The sequence below is a fragment of the Aeromonas sp. PS2Canimalfood6 genome, from assembly GCF_048276795.1.
In the GTDB taxonomy this organism is placed as follows: domain Bacteria; phylum Pseudomonadota; class Gammaproteobacteria; order Enterobacterales; family Aeromonadaceae; genus Aeromonas; species Aeromonas caviae.
The window spans coordinates 49,222-69,649 of the sequence record NZ_JBLUXC010000013.1 but is presented as its reverse complement, the minus strand read 5'-3'; the positions used below and the strand labels follow the sequence as shown (position 1 = coordinate 69,649).

Below are 20,428 nucleotides of genomic sequence, written 5' to 3'. Positions count from 1 at the left end.
TCAGGCTTCCGCAGTCGCCTGCTGGGCCTGTACCTGCGCCATGTGCTGGGCGAACAGGGCGTCGAAGTTGACCGGTGCCAGGTTCAGCTGCGGGAAGGAACCCTTGCTCACCAGGTTGGACACCGCTTCGCGGGCATACGGGAACAGGATGTTCGGGCAGAAGGCCGCCAGGCAGTGGGCCAGTTGCGGCTCAGGCAGGTTGCCGATGGTGAAGATGCCGGCTTGCTGCACTTCGCACAGGAAGGCGGTCTCGGTTTCCAGCTTGCAGGTGACGGTCAGGGTCAGCACCACTTCATAGACGCTGTCGGCCAGGACATTGGTCTTGGTGTCCATGTCCAGCTTGACGTCCGGCTGCCACTCTTTCTGGAAGATGTGCGGAGTATTCGGGGCTTCGAAGGAAACATCCTTGGTGTAGACACGCTGGATGTGGAATTCCGGTTGCACTTCCTGGTTGTTGATTTCGTCAGCCATTTCGTTTGATTCCTTTTTAAGATAATGAGTGGGCGCAGGCCCTTAAATCAGCGTTTTTTGGTCACCGGCAGATTGTCTGCACGCCATTGGGCCATGCCACCGCTGAGCACATACACCTGCTTGAAACCGGCCTTGCTCAGTTGGCGACCCGCGCCACCAGCGGTCATCCCCGACTCGCACACCACTATGATGGGGGCATCCTTGTGCTTTTCAACCGGACCCAGATTATTCGCCTGGATCTGGGCGAGCGGCAGGTGATGGGCCCCGGCCAGATGACCCTTGGCAAATTCATCCTGACTGCGAATGTCCACGACGGTGGCGTTTTCACGGTTGATAAGCAGGGTAGCGGCGTGGTTGTTGACCGCCTTCACCGGAGAAAAACGAGCACGCACAGTGGTATACACCAGGGTGCCTGCCAGGCCCAACCAGGCTGCGGTCAGCAGCGGATTGCGGGCCGCGAAATCCAAATACTCTTGCATCTTCTACTATCCAGGGACCAAGACAAGGGCCCGAGTATACATGGGGCCCTGCATAAGATCAGCCATCTTGGCGGCAAAGCGAGAGCAAGCTCCCATCAGGGATGGCTGCCGATTCTTCCTCCTCCAACCGGGCAGAACGAGAGGATGTGCCATGCCGAAAAGAGGGGGGAAACAGAGGAAACCCCGCCGCGGCAGACAAGCCGGCAACATGCCTAAAACAGCGGGATAACAGTTAAAAAGCGAGGCTGGAGAGGGACTTGGCTATCAGGTGACTATTTCGGCAGATGTAGTAATATTACGCTAGTTTCACTTCCCGCAATTCATTCCTATCCGAGAGGACATAGCCTTATGTCAACAGCTAAGAAACCGCTGGTTCTGGTCATCATGGACGGTTGGGGCTACAGCACCAAGCAAGAGTACAACGCCGTTGCTGCTGCCAAGACCCCCAATCTGGATCGCCTGGCCCGTGACTACACCAGCACCCTGATCTCCGGCTCCGGCCTGGACGTGGGTCTGCCGGACGGCCAGATGGGCAACTCCGAAGTGGGCCACACCAACATCGGTGCCGGTCGCGTCGTCTATCAGGAGCTGACCCGCATCTCCAAGGACATCCAGGACGGCGACTTCTTCCAGAACGTCGAGCTGGCCAAGGCTGTCGACGCTGCCGTGACCAAGGGCAAGGCCGTGCACATCATGGGTCTGATGTCCCCGGGTGGCGTACACAGCCACGAAGAGCACATCATGGGCATGATCGAGATGGCCGCCAAGCGTGGCGCCGAGCAGATCTACTTCCACGCCTTCCTGGATGGCCGCGACGTCCCGCCGCGCAGTGCCCAGTCCTCCATCGAGCTGTTCGACGCCCTGTTTGCCCGACTGGGCAAGGGTCGTTTCGCCTCCATGATCGGTCGTTACTACGCCATGGACCGCGACAACCGCTGGGATCGCGTGCAGCAGGCCTATGACCTGATGACCCAGGGCAAGGGCGAATTCACCGCCGACAACGCCACCGACGCGCTGGCCGCTGCCTATGCCCGCGACGAGAACGACGAGTTCGTCAAGGCCACCCGCATCGGCGACGCTGCACCGATGATCGACGGCGACGCGCTGATCTTCATGAACTTCCGTGCCGACCGCGCCCGCGAAATCACCCGCGCCTTCGTCGATACCGACTTCACCGGCTTCGCCCGCACCGCCACCCCGGCCCTGCACTTCGTGATGCTGACCGAATACGCGGCCGACATCAAAACCGCCTGCGCCTATCCGCCCACCGCCCTGGTCAATACCCTGGGTGAGTGGCTGGCCAAGCAGGGCAAGACCCAGCTGCGCATCTCCGAGACCGAGAAGTACGCCCACGTCACCTTCTTCTTCAACGGTGGCGAAGAGGCCTGCTTCAGCGGCGAAGATCGCGAAATCGTGGCGAGCCCGAAAGTGGCTACCTATGACCTGCAGCCGGAGATGAGCTCCGAAGAGCTGACCGACAAGCTGGTTGCGGCCATCAAGAGCGGCAAGTACGACGTCATCATCTGCAACTACCCGAACGGCGACATGGTCGGTCACACCGGCGTGTTCGATGCGGCCGTCAAAGCCTGTGAAGCGGTCGACCACTGCATCGGTCGCGTCACCGACGCCCTGGCGGAAGTGGGTGGCGAGTGCCTCATCACCGCAGACCATGGCAACGCCGAGAAGATGATGGACGAAGAGACCGGTCAGGCCCACACCGCCCACACCAATCTGCCGGTTCCCCTCATCTACTTCGGTCGTAAAGCCGAGGTCGCCGAAGGCGGCAAACTGTCCGATCTGGCCCCCACCATGCTGACCCTGATGGGTCTGCCGGTGCCGCCGGAAATGACTGGCAAGCCCCTGATGATTCTGAAATAATCCTGCCCCATGCGGGGATGCGAAATTATTTCACAGAAAACCAGTCGCGTCGGCCTGTTGGTCGGCGCGCTGTTTTTTTGCCTGATCGGCGGTACCGGCACAGCCCGGGCTGCGAACCAGCAGCTGGGGGCCATGCAGTCCCAGATCAAGGAACAGCAACAGACCCTCAAGCTCAGCAAGCAGGAGCTTGCCAAGCTCAACACCCAGCTCAAGGCTGACGAGCAGGCCATTTCGGCTGCCGCCGCCAAACTCGAGCAGACCAGACAGCAACTCCGGCAGAACCAGCAGAAGCTGGCGTCCCTGCAGCAGGACAAGCTGGCACTGGAGCAACAAGCCAAACACCAGAAGCAGTTGCTGGCCAAGCAGGCGGAAAGCGCCTTCCAGGCGGGCAACCACGATTACCTCAAACTGCTGCTCAACCAGCAGGATCCGGCCAAGCTGAGCCGCGCCCTCGACTATTTCGATTACCTCAACAAGGCCCGTATCGAGGCCATTGAAGCCCTGCGCGCCACCCGTGACAAGCTGGCCAAGAACCAGCAGGCCACCAGGGAGACCGAGAACCGCCTCCAGACCCTGCTCGGCGAGCAGCAGGAGCATCACCAGAGCCTGCTGGCCAGCCAGCAGAGCCGTGCCAAGGTGCGCAACCAGTTGCAGCAATCGGTGCAGGCCGACGAGCAGAAGCTCGACAAGCTGGTCAAGGCGGAGAAGGCGCTCAAGGCGCGGCTGGAAGAGCTGCGTCGCCAGCAGGAAGAAAAGGAACGCCGCGAACGGGCAGAGCGGGAGCGCCTCGCCAAGATCAAGGCCGAGCAGGAGCGCCAGCGCCGTCTGGAGGCCCAGCGCCTGGCAGCCGAACAGAAACGCATCGAGGAGCAGCAGCGGATCGCGGCCCAGCAGCGCCAGGTCGGCGAACAGCAGCGGCTGGCGGCCCAGCAGCAGCGCGTCGCCGAACAGCAGGCCAAGGTGGCGCAGCAGCAAGCTGCCGCCCGCAACAGCGCCAAGGCGAGCAGCAACGGCTACGGCGGTCTGAGCACGGGTGGCAACCTGCGCTGGCCGGTGCAGGGCCCCATCCTCATCTCCTACGGCTCGCCGCGTACCGCCGAGCTGAAGTGGAAGGGCACCCTGATCGGCGCCAGCGAAGGGACCCAGGTCAAGGCGGTGGCTCCGGGCCAGGTGGTCTACGCCGACTGGCTCGACGGCTTCGGCATGCTGCTGGTCATCGACCACGGCAAGGGTTACATGAGCCTCTACGGCCACAACCAGTCGCTGCTGCGCCAGGTGGGACAAAAGGTGGAGCAGGGTGAGCCCGTGGCCCTGGTCGGCGACAGCGGCGGACAGGAGCGCTCCGGCCTCTACTTCGAGATCCGCTATCAGGGCGAGGCCATCAACCCGACCAAGTGGCTGGCCAGACGCTAAGCCCGCCTTGGCGGTGCCCGATCGGAGTCCGCTACCTCATCCCCAGCCCTTCTCCCGCGAGGGGAGCAGGGAGCAAAAGACAGCAACACCGCGTCGTTTACCACTTCACCTGACAAAAAGTCTGCATCGCGCAGGCTTTTTACTTGGCAGGGGAGGCACCACACCGCCCGCCCCGATGATGAAAACTTACCTCTTTTCCATCCCGCTCAGGGGAAGACCACCAGCCCGATCTGCTCCAGTAGCCCCTGCTGCTGATCTTCATTGATCTGCACCCCGGCGAGGTTGACCCGGCGCAGATCCAGGCCGGGCAGATCGCACTGGCGCAGATCGCAGCCTTGCAGGTTGAAGCTGGTCCAGTCGATTTGCCCGAACTCGGAGCCGCTGAGATCCGAGCCCGCCAGGGAGGCGCCCAGCAGGTTGGCCCCCTGCCAGCGGTTGCCGGCAAGCTCGCACCGCTCCAGCAGGCAGCTTTCGAAGTTGGCGTAGCTGAAGTTGTTGCCGGTGAGGTGGGCTTCGCAGAAGTAGCTTTTGGCGGTGATCCGGTTGGCGAAGCTGGCATGGGCGAAGTTGATCCCCATGGCCTGGCAGTCGCGCATCTCCAGCCCAAGACACTGGCTGCGGCCGAAGTCCGCCAGGGTGAGATCGCAGCGCAGGAAGCTCGCCTCCCTCAGATCGCAGCCCTGAAACAGGCATCCCAGCTCCCGTTCCCTGTCATAGAAGCTGCAGTCGACGAAGCGGCTCTCCCCGAGATCGAGCCAGGAGAAGTGACAGCCGATGAAGCGGCACCCCTGGAACTGCTCCCCCTCCACCTCCTGCTGCTCGAAGTGGACCCCCTCGAAACACCTGCCCTTGATCATCCCCTGCCCCCTGTTGATGGCGTCATATGCTGACATTGCCGTGCAAAAACGGTAATGTTACGTGTAACATTTTTTTGCCGGATCCCCAGATGAACGACACCCGCAAGCGCCGCCCTACCCTGCAGGACATTGCCGACCTGACCGGTGTCACCAAGATGACCGTCAGCCGCTACCTGCGCGACCCGTCCGCCGTGGCCGAAGGGACCCGCGAGCGCATCGCCGCCGCGGTGGAGGAGCTCGGCTACATCCCGAACCGGGCGCCGGACATGCTGTCGAACGCCACCAGCAAGGCGATCGGCATCCTGATCCCCTCCCTCTCCAACCAGGTCTTCTCAGCGGTGATCCACGGCATCGAGGCGGTGACCCGGCCCGCCGGCTACCAGACCCTGCTCGCCCACTACGGCTACAGCCCGGAGCGGGAGGAGGAGCAGGTCGCCTCGCTCCTCTCCTACAACGTGGACGGGCTCATCCTCTCGGACACCCAGCACACCGAGCGCACCCGCAAGATGATCGCCACCGCCGGCATCCCGGTGGTGGAGACCATGGATCTGCCCCTCTCCCCCATCGACATGGTGGTGGGCATGGATCACCGGGCCGCCGCCCGGGCCATGGTAACAGAGATGCTGCGCCGGGGACGGCGCAAGGTGATCTACCTCGGCGCCCGGCTCGACGTGCGCACCCAGCTGCGAATGGAAGGCTACTACCAGGCGATGGCCGATTTCGGTCTGACCGGCCAGCACCTGCTGACGGAGCAATCCTCCAGCTTCACCCTGGGGGGAGAGCTGCTGGCCCAGGCCATGGCGCGCTTCCCCGATCTCGACGGCCTGTTCTGCACCAACGACGACCTCGCAGTGGGGGCCCTGCTGCAATGCCAGGCCAGGTGGATCCCGGTGCCCCAGCAGGTGGCCATCGCCGGCAGCAACGCCCTCGACATCGGCCACGCCATGACCCCCAAGCTCGCCAGCATCGTCACCCCCCGCGAGACCATAGGTCGCGAAGCCGCCATCATGCTGCTGGCCCGCCTCGGCGGCCAGCCGCTGGCGACCAGGTGCAAGGACATCGGCTTCTCCCTCTATGAGGGGGAAAGCCTCGGCTGATCCCCGTCCATCATGGCGCGTTCGACCGCCATGATGGCGCCTTCTCCCCTCTCCCCTCGCCGTCCCCTGGCCTATGCTGGCTCTTCCATCCACCCTGTCAGGAGCAGACCATGCACCACACCGAACGATTGAAAGCCTGCCTGCAGCGCGTCATCTGCGATCCCGCCTTCCCCCTGTCGGAGCTCGACGCCTGGTTCACCCCCGACTACTGCCAGGAGGTGAACGGCGAGCGGCTCGACTACCCGGCGTTTCACCAGCACATCGCCACACTGCGCCGCCATCTGGCCGGTGCGAGCATCGAGTTTGTCGCCACCCTGGCGCAGGGGGAGCGGGTGCACTCGACCCATGTGGTACGGGCCACCCGCCAGGACGGCGGCACCCTGGTCTACAAGGTGAGCGGCCTCTTCACCTTTCGCGGCGATCGGATCTGCCACACCGACGAGGTGACCTGTCTGCTGGCAGGCAGCAAGGAGGATGCGGATATCGGCTCGCGGCGCTGACTGCCGGCAACCCGCAGACACCGCCATGGCGGGAAGGAAGGCAGACGACGGGCCCTCAGGCCGCCGGTTCGCGCCGAGCAAGGCGCTGGAGGGCGCGGGACAAGGCGCCGGGATCTTCGTAGCCGAGCCGATCGGCGATCTGGGCCAGCGTTAGCCCCCGGTGCTGCAACTGGCGCGCCCGTCCCAGCACCACCTGCTCCCGCCACTGGCGAAAGCTGCACCCCAGCTGCTGGAGGAAGAGCCGGTTGAGGGTGCGCACCGAGGCGCCGCAATCTGCTGCCAGCGCCGTCAGCGTCAGATGGATGGCGGGTGCCTGGCACACCCTGTCCAGCACCCGCAGCAGGCGCGGGTCCAGCTCCCCGGTGAGGGGAATGCGCGCCGCGAGCGGGTCGGCGCGCTCCAGCTCCTGGCCAAGCACCGTCAGATAGGCCCCCTTCACCTCCCCCTCGGCCAGCTCGGGCAGGCGGGCGAAGAGGCCCGCCAGCAGCGTGCTGGCCTGCAGGGGGCCGAAGGCGGTGCGGGCCGACGTCGGCACATAGAGGAGGGAGAGCCGGGAGCGGCGCAGCACGCGAAACTCGTGCTCCCACCCCGCCGGAATAAAGCAGATCTGGCCCGCCACCAGCAGTTCTCCCTCCCCTCGCCCCGTGATGATGCCGCCCCCGTCGTGCAGATAGCAGTATTGGGCATGGGGGTGGCAGTGCAGCGCGGTGAAGTGCCCTTGCGGGTAGGATGGATGCAGACAGGACATGAAGGCTCCAGGGGAGAGGGGCGGCCCCCGACCTTAAGCCAGGGCGAGGCCGGAAGCAAACGGCCCACCCCCTCCGGGGGCGGAAAAACAGCAGGCCACCCGGGGGTGGCCTGTTTAATTTTTCTAAACGATATTTGCTTATCGTTTAACCAATTCAACCGCTTCCCGGGAGAGGCGGGTCACCTCCTCCCAGTTGCCGCTCTTGACGGCGTCTGCCGGCAGCATCCAGGAGCCGCCGACGGTGGCCACACATTTCAGCGCCAGGTAGTCGGCCACGTTTTTCGGGCCGATGCCGCCGGTGGGGCAGAATTTCACCTGGGGCAGGGGCGCCGCGATGGCGGAGAGTGCCTTGGTGCCGCCGTTCGCCTCGGCCGGGAAAAATTTGAGGTGGTCGTAGCCTGCTTCCAGCGCCTGCATCACCTCGGACGGGGTGGCCACGCCCGGGATCAGCGGCGCCGTGCTCTTGGCCGCGTGGGCCAGCAGGGCCGGGGTCATGCCCGGGGAGATGACGAAGCGGGCACCGGCAGCGACGGCGGCATCAAACTGCGCGCAGTTGAGCACGGTACCGGCACCGACCATGGCATCCGGCATCGCCTTGGCGATGAGGGCGATGGCGTCCAGCGCCACCGGGGTGCGCAGGGTGATCTCGAACACCGAGATGCCACCATCCAGCAGGGCCTTGGCCATGGGCAGGGCCTGCTCCAGGTCGTTGATGACCATCACGGGTACCAGGGGGGAGGCGGCAAACACCTCGGCAGGGGTCACTTTCCAGTTCTGCATAGCTCTTCCTTAGTCAAAGATGGTGGCGCCGCACTCGGCGCTCGATACCGCGCGACGCATCACGCTGAACAGTTCACGGCCCCACCCCTCTTGTTCCAGGGTGAGGTCGATCTCGGCCTGGGTACGGCCGCTCAAATCGGTCAGGCAGTCGAGGCGGCCTGACTCGGCATCCACCCGCAGCAGGTCGCCATTGGCGAGCAGGCCGATGGCCCCGCCGTGCAGGGCTTCCGGGGTGACGTGGATGGCGGCCGGGATCTTGCCGGAGGCGCCGGAGAGGCGGCCATCGGTGACCAGGGCCACCTTGTGACCCGCCTTCTGCAGGTTGCCAAGCACCGGCATCAGCTTGTGCAGCTCCGGCATGCCGTTGGCGGCCGGGCCGTTGTGGCGCACCACGATGACGGCGTCCTGGTTCAACTCACCGGCCTTGTAGGCCGCCTCCACCGCATGCTGGGAGGAGAAGACCCGGGCCGGGGCCTCGATGACCCGATACTCGGGCGCGACGGCGGAAACCTTGACCACGGCGCGGCCCAGGTTGCCCGCCAGCAGCTTGGTGCCGCCGGTGGCCTGGAACTCGCTGCCAGAGGGGGAGAGCACGCTCGGATCCCCGCTCTCGCCCACCGGTTGCCACACCAGCTTGCCATCCACCAGTGCCGGACGGCTGAGGTAGTCCTGCATCTCGCCGAAGACCGGGGTGGCATCCATGTGGATCAGCCCTTCTTCGGCCAGACGACGCATCAGGCCGGGCACGCCCCCCGCCTGCTCGAAGGCGTTGACGTCCGCCGGGCCGTTCGGGTACATGCGCACCAGGAGCGGCACCACGTCGGAGAGATCGCTCAGGTCGTCCCAGGTCAGCTCCAGCCCGGCGGCACGGGCCAGCGCCACCATGTGGATGCTGTGGTTGGTGCTGCCGCCGGAGGCGAGCAGGGCCACCAGGCCGTTGACCAGGGCGCGCTCGTCGATCACCGCACTCAGGGGGCGATAGGCGGGGGAGCCCGGGATCATGGCGCTGATGCGGCGGGCCGCTTCCTCGGTGAGGGCGTGGCGCAGCTCGCTGTGCGGATGCACGAAGGCGGAGCCCGGCAGCATCAGGCCCATGGCTTCGAACACCAGCTGGTTGGTGTTGGCGGTGCCGTAGAAGGTGCAGGTGCCCGCCGCGTGGTAGGCGCCGCACTCCATCTTGAGCAGGGCGTCGCGGCCCACTTCACCGGCAGCGTACTGCTGGCGCACCTTCACCTTCTCGTCGTTGCTGATGCCGCTCGCCATGGGGCCGGCAGGCACGAAGGCGGTGGGCAGGTGGGCGTGGGAAAGCGCCCCCATGATCTGGCCCGGGGCAATCTTGTCGCAGATGCCGAGCAGCAGGGTGGCGTCGAAGGTGTTGTGGGAGAGGGAGACCGCGGTGGCCTGGGCGATGAGGTCCCGGGAGAAGAGGGACATGTCCATCCCCGGCTGACCCTGGGTCACGCCGTCGCACATGGCGGGCACGCCGCCGGCGACCTGGGCGCTGTGGCCGAGCTCCGCCAGGGCGCCCTTGATGATGTCCGGGTAGCCCTGATAGGGCTGATGGGCACTCAGCATGTCGTTGTAGGCGGTGACGATGGCCACGTTGGCGCGGGTCATGTCGAGGATCCGCCCCTTCTCGTCACAGCTCGAGGCGGCCACGGCGTGGGCCAGGTTGCCACAGGAGAGGGAGGCGCGGGTCTTGCCCTGATCAGCCTGGCGCTGGATGCGGGCCAGGAAGCGGGCACGGCGGGCGGTGCTGCGCTCGCGGATGCGGTTGGTCACCTGGGTGATCACGGGATGGGTCATAGCTTTCTCTCCAACTCTATATACGGGCGCGGTCGGCTGCAGCCGGGCGCGCGACATGGCTCATTGCGCCTGCGTCAGCGCGGTGACGGCACGGTCGACCACCTGTTCGAAGGTCCCGTCGATATCGATGCGAAACACGCCGGGCTCGCCATCCGGTCGCTCCAGGGTATCAAACTGGCTTTGTACCATGGCTTCGCGCATGAAGTGGCCCTGCCGTGCCCGCATCCGTTCGAGAATGAGGGACTGGCTGCCATCCAGAAACAGGAAACTCACCGAGTCGTTGCCCTCGCGGATCTGGTCGCGGTACTGCTTCTTGAGGGCCGAGCAGACGATGACGCCGAGCTCGTTCTTGCGCTCCAGGCTGTAGGCCGCATCGCGGATCCGCTCCAGCCAGGGGGCCCTGTCTTCGTCGTTGAGCGGGTTGCCCGCCGCCATCTTCTGGATGTTCGCGCGAGGGTGCAGATCATCGCCGTCGATGAACTTGGCCCCCAGGGCATTGGCCACCTTGAGGCCGATGCTGGACTTGCCGCTGCCACACACACCCATCACGATAATGCACTTGCCCACCATTATTTGACCTCTCTCTCACTTTTCAAAAAACGTTCGCCTGATGGGTTCTAAGCTACCACGTTACCGGTAACATGTTACCGGTAACGTTTCGCAATGTGAAGTGCAGCACAGAAATGTGCAGAACAACAACTAGAACCATTTGAGGACAATTTTATGGACGGAGCAATGAACACACCCGATGTCGCCTATCTGCTCTCGGTAGCGGGCGGAGCCATTGTCATGTTGCTGGTGCTGATCATGCGATTCAAGGTACATGCCTTCGTGGCATTGACCCTGGTCAGCATGCTGACGGCCCTGGCCACCGGGGTCACCTATGACCAGGTGATCCCCACCATGCTGACCGGTTTCGGCGGCACCCTGGCCTCGGTCGCGCTGCTGGTCGGCCTCGGCGCCATGATAGGCCGGATCCTGGAGATGACGGGGGGCGCCAAGGTACTGGCCGATACCCTGATCAACCGCTTCGGCTCCCACCGCGCCCCCTTCGCGCTGGGTGTGGCCTCCCTGCTGTTCGGCTTCCCGATCTTCTTCGACGCCGGTCTCATCGTCATGCTGCCCATCATCTTCAGCGTGGCGAAGCAGTTCGGCGGCTCCGTCCTCAAGTATGCCCTGCCCTCCGCCGGCGCCTTCGCGGTGATGCACGCCTTCCTGCCGCCCCACCCGGGCCCGGTGGCCGCCAGCGAGCTGCTGGGTGCCAACATCGGTCTGCTCACCGTCGTGGGCCTGCTGGTCGCGCTGCCCACCTGGTATCTGGGTGCTTACCTGTTCGGGCTCTGGTCCGGCAAGAAGTTTGAGTTGCCCCTGCCCCCGAGCTTCACCGCCAGTGCCGAGCAGCTCTCCGACAAGGCGCCGAGCTTCGGCCAGGTGATCTCCATCCTGCTGCTGCCGCTGGTGCTCATCTTCATGGATACCGGCCTCAATACCCTGGGCGTCATGGGCGTCATCGACAAGGGTGCGGACTGGGTCAACGTGCTGCGCATGGTCGGCAAGACCCCGGTCGCCCTGCTCATCACTGTGCTGTACGCCCTCTGGATGTTCCGCCAGAGCCAGGGCAAGGTGCAGCTCGAGAAGTTCTGCAACGACGCCCTGGCCCCGGTCTGCGCCGTCATCCTGGTCACCGGTGCCGGCGGCATGTTCGGCGGCGTATTGCGGGCGAGCGGCATCGGCACCGCGCTGGCCGACGTGCTCTCCGATACCGGCATGCCGGTGATCCTCGCAGCCTTCCTGGTGTCCGCCGCGCTGCGGGTTGCCCAGGGTTCCGCCACCGTGGCCCTGACCACCACCGCCGCCCTGATGGCGCCGACCGTGGCCGCCACCACCGGCCTGAGCGAGCTGGACCTGACCTTCATCGTCATCGCCATCGCCGGGGGCGCCACCGTGCTCTCCCACTTCAATGACTCCGGCTTCTGGCTGGTCAGCCGCTTCCTCAACATGGACGAGAAGACCACCCTCAAGACCTGGACCGTGATGGAGACCCTGCTCGGCACCATCGCCTTCCTCATCGTGGCCACGGCCAGCGCCATCCTCTGACGGAAACACATCGGGGCCGCATCCGTCGGCCCCGATGTGATATTGCACCGACTTTTTACGGATTCTTGCTTGGGCCCATCGCCACAGATTGCTAGAATTGCCTATTCTTCGCCCCGAGTGGAACGCTTCATCCCGTGATTTCAGGCTTCTCTATGCATTCATCGGCACATTATCGACAGTTGCTGACCCGCTTACCCCAGATCGCGGTCGCCGCGGATCAGTTCCAGATACTCAGCAGCGCCAAAGACTTCAAGAGCCGGATCCTGTCGCTCATCGCCCATGCGACCCAGCGCATCTATCTGATCGCGCTCTATCTGCAGGATGACGAGGCGGGACGGGAGATCCTCTCCGCCCTCTATGCCGCCAAGCAGCGCAATCCCTCTCTCGACATCAAGGTGTTCGTCGACTTCCACCGCGCCCAGCGCGGCCTGATCGGCAAGGGCAAGCAGGGGGGCAACCACCTGATGTACCAGGCCATGGCCGCCAGCCACCAACACCAGATCGAGATCTACGGCGTGCCGGTCAAGGGCCGCGAGCTGCTCGGGGTGCTGCACCTCAAGGGCTTCATCTTCGACGACACCCTGCTTTACTCCGGCGCCAGCCTCAACGACATCTACCTGCACCAGCAGGAGCGCTACCGCTTCGATCGCTATCACCAGATCCACAGCCCGGCACTGACCCGCAGCATGGTCAACTACGTGGATGACGTCTTCCTCGGCAGCGAGGCCGTCCAGCGGCTGGATCGCACCGGCATCCCCGGCGCCAAGCAGCTCAAGGGGCCGATCCGCCGCTTCAAGCAGCGTCTGCGCCTCTGCCAGTACCGCTTCGAGAGCATCAAGCCCAACGATCGGGAGATCGCCGTGACCCCCATGGTGGGCCTGGGCAAGCGGGGCAACCAGCTCAACCGGATGATCCGCAACCTGGTGCGGGCCACCGAGCGGGAGATCTTCATCTGCACCCCCTACTTCAACCCCCCCAAGGAGTTGAACAAGGACGTGGAGGCGCTGCTCAAACGCGGCTGCAAGGTGACCATCGTCGTGGGCGACAAGACCGCCAACGACTTCTTCATCCCCCCGGAGGAGAAGTTCTCCACCATCGGTGGTCTGCCCTATCTCTACGAGACCAACCTGCGCAAGTTTGCCGAGCGCAACCAGCACCACATCGACAACGGCCGGCTCAACCTCATGCTCTGGTGCTGCGAGAAGAACTCCTATCACCTCAAGGGGATCTTCGTGGATGAGGAGTGGGCCCTGCTCACCGGCAACAACCTCAATCCCCGAGCCTGGGCGCTGGATCTGGAGAACGGCCTGCTGGTACACGACCAGCACCATCACCTGCGCGAGCAGTTCAGTGCGGAGCGGGAGAACATCCTGGCCCACACCCGCCGCATCAGTCACTTCGACCAGATAGAGCAGATCAAGGATTACCCGGATCAGGTGCGCAAGCTGCTGGCCCGGATCCACAGGGTCAAGGCTCACCTCCTGCTCAAGCGCATCATCTGACCGCCAGGGCGCCCCGTCAGTGAAAAGGCCTGCCGTTTCCGGCAGGCCTTTTTCATGGATGACCCTCCCCCCGCTCCCTTGCCCACCAGCCCGGAACGGCACAACGCGGCTTGCATCGAGGCCGCAACAACCCCTATCATCTGGACATATTTACAGTGTTTTCGGGCATCTAATTGATGAAATTGGATAAAATCTCCCTCGACAGCCTCAAGGGTGTCGGCAGCAAGATGCTGGAGAAACTCGAGCGGCTGGGGCTGGCCACGGTACAGGACCTGCTGTTCCACCTCCCCCTGCGCTACGAGGACCGCACCCAGGTGTGGCCCATCGGCGATCTGCCGCCCGGCCTGCACGGTGCCGTCGAGGGCGAGATCCAGGACACCCAGCTGGTGATGGGGCGCCGCCGCATGCTGGTGTGCCGTATCAGCGACGGCACCGGCAGCCTGACCCTGCGCTTCTTCAATTTCACCGCTGCCCAGAAAAACAGCCTGGCCCAGGGCCGCCTTATCCGCTGCTTTGGCGAGACACGTCCCGGCAAGTACGGCCTGGAGATGGCCCACCCCGAGTACAAGCTGCTCGGCGAGGAGCAGGCCGGCCAGACCGAAGAGGCCCTCACCCCCGTCTACCCCACCACAGAGGGGCTGCGCCAGCTCACCCTGCGCAGCCTCACGGATCAGGCCCTGGCCCAGCTCGACCTCTACGGGGTCGAGGAGCTGCTGCCTGCCGGCCTCTATCCCCAGCAGATCGATCTTGCCGCCGCCCTGAAGCTGCTGCACCGCCCGCCTCCCTCGGTGGCGCTGGCCCTGCTCGAGAGCGGCCAGCACCCGGCACAGCAGCGGCTCGTACTGGAAGAGCTGCTGGCCCACAACCTCTCGGTCTTGAAGGTGCGGGCCCAGGCACAGACCCAGCTGGCCCGAGCCCTCAAGCCCGCTCCCGAGCTGGTCCGGCAGCTGCTCGGCGCCCTGCCGTTCACCCCCACCGGTGCCCAGAGCCGTGTGGTGGCGGAGATAGCCAGGGATCTGCAACAGAGCCACCCCATGATGCGCCTGGTCCAGGGGGACGTGGGCTCAGGTAAAACGCTGGTCGCTGCACTGGCCGCCCTGCAGGCCATCGGCAACGGCTGCCAGGTGGGGCTGATGGCCCCGACCGAGCTGCTGGCCGAACAGCACGCCATCAACTTCGCCAGGTGGCTGGAACCGCTCGGCATCAAGGTCGGCTGGCTGGCGGGCAAGCAGAAGGGCAAGGCGCGGGAAGAGGCGCTAGCCGCCATCGCGGACGGCAGCGTCAAGATGGTGGTGGGCACCCACGCCATCTTCCAGGAGCAGGTGGTGTTCCAGCGCCTCGCCCTGGTCATCATCGATGAACAGCACAGGTTCGGGGTGCATCAGCGCCTCGCCCTGCGGGAAAAAGGAGAGCGGGAAGGGGTGCATCCCCACCAGCTCATCATGACCGCCACCCCCATCCCCCGCACCCTGGCGATGACCGCCTATGCGGACCTCGACACCTCCATCATCGACGAGCTGCCGCCGGGCCGCACTCCCATTACCACGGTCGCCCTGCCGGACAGTCGCCGCCAGGACGTGATCGAGCGGGTGAGGCTCGCCTGCGAGGAGGGCAAGCAGGCCTACTGGGTCTGCACCCTGATCGAGGAGTCGGAGGTGCTGGAGTGCCAGGCCGCCGAAGACACCGCCGCCGAGCTGCAAACCCTGCTGCCCGGCCTGCACATCGGCCTGGTACACGGCCGGATGCGCCCTGTCGAGAAACAACGGGTGATGGAGGAGTTCAAGGCGGGCATACTGCAACTGCTGGTCGCCACCACCGTCATCGAGGTGGGGGTGGATGTGCCCAATGCCAGCCTGATGATCATCGAAAACCCGGAGCGACTGGGGCTGGCCCAGTTGCACCAGCTCCGCGGCCGGGTCGGGCGGGGGTCGGTGGCCTCTCACTGCGTGCTGCTCTATCATGCCCCCTTGTCCAAGACCGCCCAGAGCCGCCTCGGGGTACTGCGGGAGACCAATGACGGCTTTCTCATCGCCCAGCGGGATCTGGAACTGCGCGGCCCAGGCGAGCTGCTCGGTACCCGCCAGACCGGCCTGGCCGATCTCAAGATCGCCGATCTGGTGCGTGACCAGCCGCTCATCCCTCAGGTGCAGAAGATGGCGCGCTTCCTGATGGACAAACACCCAGCTCATGTCGAGCCCCTGATCCGCCGCTGGCTGGGCCTGCGGGACCACTACTCCAATGCTTGACCAAGGCAGATGCAGAAGAGGGTCACCTTGCCTGATGGATAAACACCCGAGCCGTGTCGAACCCTTGATACGATGCTGGCTCGGTCTACAGGATCACTACTCGAATGCCTGACCAAGCAACAGAAACAGGAGGAAAGCACTGATGAATTCCTGGCTGCGCGGCCTGCTCTACACCCTTGCCTTCCTGCTGCTCTTTGTCTGGGTCGGTCTCGGCCTGTTCGATGCCGAGCGTGCCAAAGGCCCCATCGCCAACTGGCTCAGCCAGCAGACCGGGGTGCCCGTCACCATAGGCCGGCTGGTGTTCAATCCGCTGCACCCCTACACCCTGCTGGCGGAACAGGTGCGCTATGGGGATGCGGTACAGCTGGAAAAACTCTATCTGGAGATCGAGCACATCGACTGGTTGAACCGGGATGTGCGCATCGCCCACCTGGACCTCATCCGTCCCGTCATCAAGCTGCCGCTCCCCAACCAGTTGCCAAGCCTGCCGGTTCACTCCCTCACCATCAGCGACAGCACCATCGACAACCTGAGCCTGCAGAGCGAGGCCCTGACCCTGCGCGGCCTCAGTGCGTCCCTGAGTGACTGGGAACTGATCGACCCGAGACGCCAGCCCCAGGCCAACCTCACCCTGGGCATCAACCAGCTGGAGACCCCCATGTTCACCCTGGCCCGTCTCAGCCTCAAGGGGCGGCTGGAGGGGCAGGTGCTCAGCACCGACAGACTGACCACCAACCTGTTCGACGGCCTGCTCGAGACCGGCATGGTGCTGAACTGGCCAGAGCGCAGCCTGCAACTGCACGATCTCAAGGCCCGCGCCATGCGCCTCGAGCTTGGTGACATCCCCCCTGGCGAGTTCCCCCTGCGCCGCATCACCCTAGACAGGGGTCAGCTTGCCCAGGTGAGCATCAATGCCATCGATCAGGAGCTCTCCCTCAACAACTTCAACGGCCAGCTCACCGCCTTCGACTGGCAGACGGGCAGCCAGCCCAGCGGCTATCTGGCGGGCACCCTGGGCGACATGGGCCGCGGCCTGTTCCAGCTTGAGGCCGTCGAGGGCAAGCTCGCCTTCTCCCCCCGGCAGCTGGATGCCGAGCTGCGGGGCAAGGCATACGAAGGGGAGTTCAGCGTCGAGCTGGCCCTCGACACCCAGCAGCAGAAGCTCACCCTGAAGGATCTGGCCCTGAGCGGCATGGACATCAGTTTGCCCCAGGGGTGGTGGCAGGATTGGCAGGGCCGGCGCCCGCAACAGATCGACATCCGCAAACTGGCCTTCGACAAGCTCAAGGTGCTCTCTTTCGACGACACCCTGCCCCTCTCCCTGACCGGCTGGCAACTCTACCTGAACGATCTCGCCCTGCGGGGCAACCAGCCAGGCCCCCTGCTGGGGCGTGCCCGCATCGAGAGCAAGTGGTTCGAGCTGGTGTGGGACGGTCTCAGTGCTCGCAACGGCACCCTGGATGGCGAGCTGACCCCCAGCTCCTGGCAGCTCAACACCCTCGCCACCTCCCTGCCCGACGAGGGCACCCTCAACCTGAGCGGCCAGTGGGGCAGAACGCCCGGGCAGGAGAGCCGCCTGCAGTTGCAGGGCAAGCAGCTGGATCTGGAGCAGTGGGGCAAGCTGCTGCACTCCCCCGTCTCCTTCGCGGGCAAGGTGGATCTGGCGGCAGATCTGCAGGCCGACCTCAACGGGCAACCCGGCGAGCAGACGGCCAACTGGCGCCGGACCCTTCAGGGCAGCCTGAGCCTGGAGAGCAAGGATCCCTTCTGGGACAAGGTCGGCATCGACCCCCTGCTGGATGACTGGTTCAGGGAGCAGACCCCCCCCGATCTGACACCGCAGACGCTGTGGCAGGCGATGCAACGCGGAGACACCCCCTTCTATCAGATCAGGCTGGATGCCAGGGCGGAGCAGGGCAAGGTGCGGATCGAGCAAGGCGGTGCCTCCACCATCACCCACCTGCTGGCACTGCAAGGGGGTGTCGACCTGGCCGCAGACCAGTGGCAGCTCGACCTCGGGGTCCTGAACAAGGGACGCTGCGCCGAGCTGCTCGCCCGCTGGCGCGGCCCCCTCAATGCGCCCGACCTGGGCTGGAGTTTCCCCACGGGACAGGACGCCTGTGGCTGGGAGGCGGGTGTGCGCTACCCCGCCCAGGGACGAAGCGGCCCGCTCTGGCGCCCCCGGCCCCCGGCCCCTGCCGCCCAATAACGAACAAGGCCTCGCGAAGAGGCCTTGTTGCTGTGAACACCAGGGATCAGCGTGCGCCGCGCTTGATGGGCAGTACCACATACTGACCGACAAACTCCACCGCCAGCTTGCGGCCGCTGAACAGCTGCACCCGCAGGCTGAACTTGGCGGACTCTCCGCCCCTCAGCGGCTCGAGCACGGCGGGCATGCCCTCCCGGGCCACCCGCGCCTCCGGCTCTTCGCTCACCGGCCGGTAATACTTGATGTTGCCCTCGGCCAGCACGGTATCGCCTCCCAGCCCTGCCTCCTTGAGCTGCAACCAGATAAGACCCCAGCCCGCCAGCACGCACTGGCTGTAGATGCTGCCGGCGAACATGGTGTCGTGGACGTTGAGATTGGCCGCCAGGTTGGCCTTGAGGTGGAAGGTCTGGCCATCGTAGTGGGTGATGTGCACCCCCATCTTCTCGCTGATGGGAATACCCCGCGACCAGCGGGTGGTGAGATCCTGGCACCACTCCGGACGGTACTGGATGGTCTGCATGGGACTCAGGGACTTGATCATCTGGCGGTGAGGGATGCGGCCGAAGGAGACAGGGCCCTCCCCTACCTCGAGGAAGCCGCAGCGGCGATAGAACTCCACAGCCTCCTGGCGGGCGTTCATCACCAGCCGTTTCACCTTCTCGTCGCGGGCAAGCTGCTCGAGATCCTCCACCATGCGGGCGCCCAGCCCCTGGCCGCGAAATTCGGGTCGCAGCGCCATAAAGCGGATTTGGGCTTCATCGCCGCCCACAAAGAGGCGACCCACGGCGATGGGCGTTCCGTCGGGTGAGAGCATCAGCCGGTGAATGGCAACGGTATCGTACTCGTCACGCTCGGAGCCAAGGGGCAGATTGAAGGGTTTGCGCAGTAGTTCCCAGCGCAACTGATAGTAAGCATCCAGCTCCGCTGGTGTTTCTGGGGTGACTACCCGGTACATAAAGCGATCCTTGAGTGTGCGCCGACTGGCAGATGGAAGGACTGACGCAACCATTTCTCCCGGCGCAGCCTGTAGTAGGTATCCAGCTCGGCTGCCGTTTGGGGGGTGACCACCCGGTACATAACAACATCCTTGAGTTACACTGGTCGAAAGCCATCTTGCCGTGCAAATTCATGGACTTCAATCTGCAAGCGTACCAAGCCGATCACTTATTGCACCTCAGTGCCAAACCCGAACGCCGCGTTTCGGTGCTTGAAAATGCCCGTCATCGCTGGCTGGAAATGGACGGCGTGGTGCAATCCGCCATGAGCCTCCACCAGCCGGCCCGCCTCTGTCTGCCTCATCAACGGAGCATCGCGGAGCAGTTGCCAAAGCAGGCAAGCCGGATCCTGGAGCTGGGGTTGGGCGGAGGGGATCTCACCCGTCACCTGGCGGCACGCTGGCCCGATGCCCACCACGACTGCGTGGATCTGGATGCCGAGATCCTCACCCTGTTCCAGCAGTTCTTCCTCCCCTCGTCAGGGGGCTCACCTCGGCTGCATCACGCCGATGCGCTGCACTTCCTGCACCAGAGCCAGGAGATCTACGATCTGGTGCTGCTGGATTTGTTCAGCCAGGACGGCAACCCCCTGCTGCTGTTCCAGGCTCCGCTCTATCAGGCGCTGGCCAGCCGCCTGAGCGGCACCCTCATCATCAATCTGCTGCCCCGCACCCGGCTCGAACAGGCACAGGCTCTGCGACTGGCAGAGGAGTGGATAGGCCCGACCCGCGTCCACGACGTGCCCGGCTACCGCAACGTCATCCTGCACGCGACCCGTCAGCATGGCCAGGGCGGGCGAGCACCAGCAGGGTGAAGAACCTGCGAAGTGTGCAGGCATCGCGTCCTGCCCCTCCGGTGAGGCCTGCCCTGCCTGCCATCCTTATACCTGCAGCCAGAAGGTGACGGGGCCGTCGTTGAGCAGCCTGACCTTCATGTCGGCGGCGAAGCGGCCGGTTTCGGTCGGCACGCCGCTCTCCCTGGCGCGGGCCACGAAGTACTCATAGAGTCGCTCGGCATCTGCGGGATGGGCGCCACCGGAGAAGCTGGGTCTCATCCCCTTGCCGGTATCCGCCGCCAGGGTGAACTGGGAGACCACCAGCAGGCTGCCACCCACCTGACTCACGTTGAGGTTCATCTTGCCGTTCTCGTCAGAGAAGATGCGATAGCCGCTCACCTTGTGCAGCAGCTTGTCGGCCTTGGCCTCGTCATCCCCCTGCTCCACCCCGAGCAGCACCAGCAACCCCTGGCCGATGGCCCCGGTCACCTCTCCCTCTACCGTTACGCTGGCCTCGCTGACCCGCTGAATCAGTGCAATCACATCCCTCTCCTCTCAAAACAGCACGACCGCCC

The 20,428-nt window shown here is 64.7% G+C and carries 18 protein-coding genes; 9 read left to right on the top strand and 9 right to left on the bottom strand.

Going from position 1 to position 20,428, the window contains the following annotated elements:
- Together secB and ACNPAA_RS08015 are read right to left on the bottom strand one after the other, a co-directional pair.
- Positions 1–471 carry a protein-export chaperone SecB gene (gene secB / locus ACNPAA_RS08020; protein ID WP_010672547.1) on the bottom strand — a complete coding sequence of 157 codons (471 nt, stop codon included), beginning with the start codon at positions 469–471 and terminating at the stop codon, positions 1–3.
- Between the two features lie 47 nt (positions 472–518).
- Positions 519–950 carry a rhodanese-like domain-containing protein gene (locus ACNPAA_RS08015; RefSeq protein WP_010672546.1) on the bottom strand — a complete coding sequence of 144 codons (432 nt, stop codon included), beginning with the start codon at positions 948–950 and terminating at the stop codon, positions 519–521.
- 348 nt (positions 951–1,298) lie between these two features.
- Here ACNPAA_RS08015 and gpmM point away from each other — a divergent pair, with 348 nt between their 5' ends.
- Together gpmM and ACNPAA_RS08005 are read left to right on the top strand one after the other, a co-directional pair.
- Positions 1,299–2,828 carry a 2,3-bisphosphoglycerate-independent phosphoglycerate mutase gene (gene gpmM / locus ACNPAA_RS08010; protein WP_043153519.1) on the top strand — a complete coding sequence of 510 codons (1,530 nt, stop codon included), beginning with the start codon at positions 1,299–1,301 and terminating at the stop codon, positions 2,826–2,828.
- Between the two features lie 9 nt (positions 2,829–2,837).
- A complete protein-coding gene (locus tag ACNPAA_RS08005; protein ID WP_043153520.1) occupies positions 2,838–4,241 on the top strand; it encodes a peptidoglycan DD-metalloendopeptidase family protein in 1,404 nt (467 codons plus the stop codon).
- Between the two features lie 206 nt (positions 4,242–4,447).
- Here ACNPAA_RS08005 and ACNPAA_RS08000 read toward each other — a convergent pair whose 3' ends face one another.
- Positions 4,448–5,098 carry a Qnr family pentapeptide repeat protein gene (locus tag ACNPAA_RS08000; RefSeq protein ID WP_041212172.1) on the bottom strand — a complete coding sequence of 217 codons (651 nt, stop codon included), beginning with the start codon at positions 5,096–5,098 and terminating at the stop codon, positions 4,448–4,450.
- Between the two features lie 89 nt (positions 5,099–5,187).
- Between ACNPAA_RS08000 and ACNPAA_RS07995 the strand changes: the two genes are divergently transcribed.
- Both ACNPAA_RS07995 and ACNPAA_RS07990 read left to right on the top strand, forming a co-directional pair.
- The gene (locus ACNPAA_RS07995) at positions 5,188–6,195 is read left to right on the top strand and encodes a substrate-binding domain-containing protein (RefSeq protein WP_039039499.1); all 1,008 of its coding nucleotides are present in this window, start codon (positions 5,188–5,190) and stop codon (positions 6,193–6,195) included.
- 110 nt (positions 6,196–6,305) lie between these two features.
- The gene (locus tag ACNPAA_RS07990) at positions 6,306–6,695 is read left to right on the top strand and encodes a nuclear transport factor 2 family protein (RefSeq protein WP_103244080.1); all 390 of its coding nucleotides are present in this window, start codon (positions 6,306–6,308) and stop codon (positions 6,693–6,695) included.
- 55 nt (positions 6,696–6,750) lie between these two features.
- Here the strand turns inward: ACNPAA_RS07990 and ACNPAA_RS07985 are convergent, their stop codons facing one another.
- From ACNPAA_RS07985 to ACNPAA_RS07970, 4 genes are all read right to left on the bottom strand, one after another.
- The gene (locus ACNPAA_RS07985; RefSeq protein ID WP_103244079.1) at positions 6,751–7,443 is read right to left on the bottom strand and encodes a helix-turn-helix domain-containing protein; all 693 of its coding nucleotides are present in this window, start codon (positions 7,441–7,443) and stop codon (positions 6,751–6,753) included.
- A gap of 138 nt (positions 7,444–7,581) precedes the next feature.
- Positions 7,582–8,223, bottom strand: a complete 642-nt coding sequence (locus ACNPAA_RS07980; RefSeq protein ID WP_039039502.1) for a bifunctional 4-hydroxy-2-oxoglutarate aldolase/2-dehydro-3-deoxy-phosphogluconate aldolase — start codon at positions 8,221–8,223, stop codon at positions 7,582–7,584.
- Positions 8,224–8,232: 9 nt separating this feature from the next.
- Positions 8,233–10,029, bottom strand: a complete 1,797-nt coding sequence (gene edd, locus ACNPAA_RS07975) for a phosphogluconate dehydratase (RefSeq protein ID WP_180907125.1) — start codon at positions 10,027–10,029, stop codon at positions 8,233–8,235.
- A 60-nt stretch (positions 10,030–10,089) separates the two neighbouring features.
- A complete protein-coding gene (locus ACNPAA_RS07970; RefSeq protein WP_201871942.1) occupies positions 10,090–10,599 on the bottom strand; it encodes a gluconokinase in 510 nt (169 codons plus the stop codon).
- 165 nt (positions 10,600–10,764) lie between these two features.
- Here ACNPAA_RS07970 and ACNPAA_RS07965 point away from each other — a divergent pair, with 165 nt between their 5' ends.
- From ACNPAA_RS07965 to ACNPAA_RS07950, 4 genes are all read left to right on the top strand, one after another.
- The gene (locus ACNPAA_RS07965; protein ID WP_234035436.1) at positions 10,765–12,126 is read left to right on the top strand and encodes a GntP family permease; all 1,362 of its coding nucleotides are present in this window, start codon (positions 10,765–10,767) and stop codon (positions 12,124–12,126) included.
- 152 nt (positions 12,127–12,278) lie between these two features.
- Positions 12,279–13,628, top strand: a complete 1,350-nt coding sequence (gene pssA, locus ACNPAA_RS07960) for a CDP-diacylglycerol--serine O-phosphatidyltransferase (protein WP_042015252.1) — start codon at positions 12,279–12,281, stop codon at positions 13,626–13,628.
- A 176-nt stretch (positions 13,629–13,804) separates the two neighbouring features.
- Positions 13,805–15,874, top strand: coding sequence for an ATP-dependent DNA helicase RecG (gene recG / locus ACNPAA_RS07955; RefSeq protein ID WP_010672534.1), 2,070 nt, complete (start codon positions 13,805–13,807; stop codon positions 15,872–15,874).
- Positions 15,875–16,016: 142 nt separating this feature from the next.
- The gene (locus tag ACNPAA_RS07950; protein ID WP_323937620.1) at positions 16,017–18,083 is read left to right on the top strand and encodes an AsmA-like C-terminal region-containing protein; all 2,067 of its coding nucleotides are present in this window, start codon (positions 16,017–16,019) and stop codon (positions 18,081–18,083) included.
- Positions 18,084–18,129: 46 nt separating this feature from the next.
- On the opposite strand, the gene ACNPAA_RS07945 is transcribed toward ACNPAA_RS07950, so the two are convergent.
- Complete coding sequence (locus tag ACNPAA_RS07945) at positions 18,130–19,038, bottom strand: bifunctional GNAT family N-acetyltransferase/hotdog fold thioesterase (RefSeq protein ID WP_010672532.1); 909 nt, start codon at positions 19,036–19,038, stop codon at positions 18,130–18,132.
- Between the two features lie 173 nt (positions 19,039–19,211).
- Here ACNPAA_RS07945 and ACNPAA_RS07940 point away from each other — a divergent pair, with 173 nt between their 5' ends.
- Positions 19,212–19,892 (top strand): methyltransferase domain-containing protein, encoded by a 681-nt coding sequence (locus tag ACNPAA_RS07940; protein WP_244812648.1) that lies wholly within the window; start codon positions 19,212–19,214, stop codon positions 19,890–19,892.
- A gap of 66 nt (positions 19,893–19,958) precedes the next feature.
- Here the strand turns inward: ACNPAA_RS07940 and dtd are convergent, their stop codons facing one another.
- Positions 19,959–20,396: a D-aminoacyl-tRNA deacylase gene (gene dtd / locus ACNPAA_RS07935; RefSeq protein ID WP_039039510.1), complete on the bottom strand. Its 438-nt coding sequence runs from the start codon at positions 20,394–20,396 to the stop codon at positions 19,959–19,961.
- Positions 20,397–20,428 lie beyond the last annotated feature (32 nt).

What these genes read in the sequence shown, in the direction of transcription:
- ACNPAA_RS07970 (WP_201871942.1), bottom strand. Translation starts at nt 10,599, where the DNA reads ATGGTGGGCAAGTGCATTATCGTGATGGGTGTGTGTGGCAGCGGCAAG.
- gpmM (WP_043153519.1), top strand. Translation starts at nt 1,299, where the DNA reads ATGTCAACAGCTAAGAAACCGCTGGTTCTGGTCATCATGGACGGTTGG.
- ACNPAA_RS08015 (WP_010672546.1), bottom strand. Translation starts at nt 950, where the DNA reads ATGCAAGAGTATTTGGATTTCGCGGCCCGCAATCCGCTGCTGACCGCA.
- ACNPAA_RS07945 (WP_010672532.1), bottom strand. Translation starts at nt 19,038, where the DNA reads ATGTACCGGGTAGTCACCCCAGAAACACCAGCGGAGCTGGATGCTTAC.
- ACNPAA_RS08005 (WP_043153520.1), top strand. Translation starts at nt 2,838, where the DNA reads ATGCGGGGATGCGAAATTATTTCACAGAAAACCAGTCGCGTCGGCCTG.
- ACNPAA_RS07950 (WP_323937620.1), top strand. Translation starts at nt 16,017, where the DNA reads ATGAATTCCTGGCTGCGCGGCCTGCTCTACACCCTTGCCTTCCTGCTG.
- ACNPAA_RS07985 (WP_103244079.1), bottom strand. Translation starts at nt 7,443, where the DNA reads ATGTCCTGTCTGCATCCATCCTACCCGCAAGGGCACTTCACCGCGCTG.
- secB (WP_010672547.1), bottom strand. Translation starts at nt 471, where the DNA reads ATGGCTGACGAAATCAACAACCAGGAAGTGCAACCGGAATTCCACATC.
- ACNPAA_RS07990 (WP_103244080.1), top strand. Translation starts at nt 6,306, where the DNA reads ATGCACCACACCGAACGATTGAAAGCCTGCCTGCAGCGCGTCATCTGC.
- recG (WP_010672534.1), top strand. Translation starts at nt 13,805, where the DNA reads ATGAAATTGGATAAAATCTCCCTCGACAGCCTCAAGGGTGTCGGCAGC.
- ACNPAA_RS07980 (WP_039039502.1), bottom strand. Translation starts at nt 8,223, where the DNA reads ATGCAGAACTGGAAAGTGACCCCTGCCGAGGTGTTTGCCGCCTCCCCC.
- edd (WP_180907125.1), bottom strand. Translation starts at nt 10,029, where the DNA reads ATGACCCATCCCGTGATCACCCAGGTGACCAACCGCATCCGCGAGCGC.
- pssA (WP_042015252.1), top strand. Translation starts at nt 12,279, where the DNA reads ATGCATTCATCGGCACATTATCGACAGTTGCTGACCCGCTTACCCCAG.
- ACNPAA_RS07965 (WP_234035436.1), top strand. Translation starts at nt 10,765, where the DNA reads ATGAACACACCCGATGTCGCCTATCTGCTCTCGGTAGCGGGCGGAGCC.
- ACNPAA_RS07995 (WP_039039499.1), top strand. Translation starts at nt 5,188, where the DNA reads ATGAACGACACCCGCAAGCGCCGCCCTACCCTGCAGGACATTGCCGAC.
- ACNPAA_RS07940 (WP_244812648.1), top strand. Translation starts at nt 19,212, where the DNA reads ATGGACTTCAATCTGCAAGCGTACCAAGCCGATCACTTATTGCACCTC.
- ACNPAA_RS08000 (WP_041212172.1), bottom strand. Translation starts at nt 5,098, where the DNA reads ATGATCAAGGGCAGGTGTTTCGAGGGGGTCCACTTCGAGCAGCAGGAG.